A 2,648-nucleotide genomic window follows, 5' to 3' on the forward strand; every position below is an offset into this window, starting at 1 on the left:
TCGTGCCATTGGCCAAAATTCTTGGCGATATCCGCAGCTGCTACCGCGAGCATTTTCCACCTCGCTTGATTATCCGTAAGATACGGAAGACCGGCCTGGATTGCAAGACCGCGCCGCACGTCGGTCGCGCTTCTTTGACTGGCCTGGTGGGGCCGCCAGCGTCGCTCGCTCCCCTTATTTGACAGCGCGCGTTCTTCGACCGACCGCGCTTCGACTTCGCGGCGACACAGCGCCCGCGGAGGCGCCGCGCCACTTACGCCAGAACACGCCATGACGGTCGCATGGTATCCAGCCGCGCGAAGCCGCTCTACGATGATGCTGGAGGTGCGGGTCAGGCGGCTCGTTCGGTCTTGTAGGGACGAACTAGAAGGTCAGCCGGAATTTTCCACGCTTCGCCGACCTTGTGAATCATCTCGACCGTGAGCGCTCGCCGACGCGAAAGAACCTCCGACGCACGCGAGCGCGAACCCAGAAGTTCTGCCAGCTCGGCCTGGGTATGGCCGAGTTCATCTATGGCATAGCGGAGCGCATCGATAGGATCGAAGGTCTCGTCGATCTCGATCGGCCATCGCTTTGCCTCGTAGATTTCGACGAGCGCGAGGAGCACATCAAGCTTGTCGCCCTCCTCCGTACCCTCCGGTGCGCCCCAACAGGCCTCGATCGCTGCGAGCGCTGCGCGGTGATCCTGGTCGGTGCGAATGGGCTGGATGTCCATGTCGTCCTCTTAGAACTGCGACACCTTCAATGCATCGATGCGATCATATTCCGCGTGGGCGCCGATGAACTTCACGAAGGCGATCTGCCGACGGAAATCGAAGGCGGCCACCAAGCGATAATTTCCTCCCGCGACCTCAAACCTCACACGCTCGCGGTTCAGCACCTTGGCCTTCGGAGCCGCCATCTGGACCTCATCGGTTGATGTCCATTGCGCGGCTCTCACGATCGCGTGCCATCGTTCAAGCGAGACCTTCGCTTCCGGGTGCTTGCCCGAGAAGCTAGCAAGCACGTTTCGAGCGATGACCCGCATGCCTCAGCCTAGCATGTTCCCAAATCGGGAACAAGGGCATTGCCCTATACCACGGAAGGCGGCCACCCACCTATCGGCATAGCGCAAGATCGCAGGCCGTCGCAGGTCTGCCGTTTGGCGCGCGTAGCGGGCTGCGGCGCCATTGCGCCACGGCGAAACAATATTGCCCATTTTCGTCGGCCGTGGCGCGCCGCCTCAGGACAGTTCATCATTTTCCGCTCTGGCGGCGGCCTCGGACGACGGATCTGGCGTCGCGCCCGAGCGCGTGCCGCGCCAAAGCGCCAACGCGACGGGAACCGGGTCGATATTGACGCTCTTCCACCACGCCGCCTCGTCGCCGCGCTGATGCAGCGCGTCGTGACGCGCCCGGCACAACGGAACGGTGAATTCGTCGCGGGCCTTGCGCGCCAACGCGCGCGGCTGGGCGAAGCGCAAATGATGGGATCGGCCGGCGACCGGCCGCGAACGAGGCAAGGCTGCGCAGCGACAAATTGGCGATAGTACTTATCGCGCAAGCGGATGGTCTGTGCCAAAGGCCGGGCCAGGGGGCGCCTGCGGCGGCTGCGAGAGCTCGATCCTCCCCCCGTTCGCACGGCCGGTCCGCGATCCGGGTGGGGTTTGATCGCCTCCCGCTCGCCCGCCTACCACGGCTTCCTGCGCAGCTTCAAGGGCCATCGCGGCTGGAAGCGCGGCGCAGGTCGCCTGAGAACCGTCCGCCGCGCTACCACGGCTCGGGCGCTCTCCTGCCGGGTCTGTCGCGTCAGCAGGTCCCGGGGTCCTGACCGGCATCGATTGGAACGGACGCCACATCGATGCCATGCTTGGGCGGCGCTCCAAGGATCACGTCATCGACAGCCTCGGCGACGTCGTCGAGCCGGAGTCCGTCCTCTGTACCGACGCCTTCTCCGCCTATGAGAAGCTGGCCGAAAGGATCGGCGCCGAGCACCGCATCTTCGAGCCGCCGAAGGACGACTGGCTGAAGAAGGCGATCGGCCATGCGCCGCGCCGCAAGGGCGCGCTCGACCTCTGGCGGGTCAACGCCCACCACGAGACGATGAAGACGCTGGTCAACAGACGCCTGCACGGCGTCTCGACGAAATACCTGCCAACTATCTTGTCATGCTGCGGCTGGAGCGGCGGCCGCCGCCCTCGCCTCGGCAACTGCTGCAAGCGGTAATCGGCGCGATTTGACTGACGTCACGCCTGGCGTTGCGCCGTAGCAGACGCGGTCTAATTGGGGCCATCAGACCCATCCGGTAGGTCATTGCTAGGCGGAATTGGAGGCGACGTCGAAAACAAATCGCCAAAGTCGCGACTTTTCAATTTCTGCGCGAATAATCGCAGGCTATTCGGACTGCAGGAAGTTTCGATCATCTCCAGGTAGTCATTCCAGCTTGGCCTGCCGTCGCGCTTCTTGACATAGCCATACGACTTGATGGTTGCCGCGAACGCGAGTTCGGGATCGGCATCGTAGATCTCACACAAGAACTCGTCCGGATTACTGACGAAAACGTTGAACGCGGCGAGTTCGCTCTTGTCGAAGTGCTTCAAATTCCACGTGATTAATTGCGATGGGTTGCATTCAATAGTGGCCGCTGCGACATGTCGATCTTTTGGGTCC

General features: G+C 62.8%; 5 protein-coding genes and 1 pseudogene. 2 read left to right on the forward strand and 4 right to left on the reverse strand.

What is annotated here, in order from left to right; all coding sequences use genetic code 11:
* Positions 1–182 (forward strand): hypothetical protein (locus tag ABSF49_RS21445; RefSeq protein ID WP_424114660.1); only part of this gene is annotated, 182 nt, incomplete at its 5' end.
* A gap of 149 nt (positions 183–331) precedes the next feature.
* On the opposite strand, the gene ABSF49_RS21450 is transcribed toward ABSF49_RS21445, so the two are convergent.
* The 3 genes from ABSF49_RS21450 to ABSF49_RS21460 all read right to left on the reverse strand — a co-directional run bounded on the left by ABSF49_RS21450 (position 332) and on the right by ABSF49_RS21460 (position 1,501).
* The gene (locus ABSF49_RS21450) at positions 332–715 is read right to left on the reverse strand and encodes a helix-turn-helix domain-containing protein (RefSeq protein ID WP_424114661.1); all 384 of its coding nucleotides are present in this window, start codon (positions 713–715) and stop codon (positions 332–334) included.
* 9 nt (positions 716–724) lie between these two features.
* On the reverse strand, positions 725–1,027 hold the full coding sequence (locus ABSF49_RS21455; RefSeq protein ID WP_424114662.1) for a type II toxin-antitoxin system HigB family toxin: 303 nt from the start codon (positions 1,025–1,027) through the stop codon (positions 725–727).
* A gap of 195 nt (positions 1,028–1,222) precedes the next feature.
* Positions 1,223–1,501 (reverse strand): hypothetical protein, encoded by a 279-nt coding sequence (locus ABSF49_RS21460; RefSeq protein ID WP_424114663.1) that lies wholly within the window; start codon positions 1,499–1,501, stop codon positions 1,223–1,225.
* 343 nt (positions 1,502–1,844) lie between these two features.
* Between ABSF49_RS21460 and ABSF49_RS21465 the strand changes: the two genes are divergently transcribed.
* Entirely contained in the window at positions 1,845–2,204 is a 360-nt protein-coding gene (locus ABSF49_RS21465; RefSeq protein WP_424114664.1) for a hypothetical protein, read from the forward strand.
* Positions 2,205–2,257: 53 nt separating this feature from the next.
* On the opposite strand, the pseudogene ABSF49_RS21470 reads toward ABSF49_RS21465, so the two are convergent.
* A pseudogene (locus ABSF49_RS21470) lies at positions 2,258–2,648 on the reverse strand (hypothetical protein); the annotation flags it as partial.

It is taken from the genome of Roseiarcus sp., from assembly GCF_049514155.1.
Lineage (GTDB): Bacteria > Pseudomonadota > Alphaproteobacteria > Rhizobiales > Beijerinckiaceae > Roseiarcus.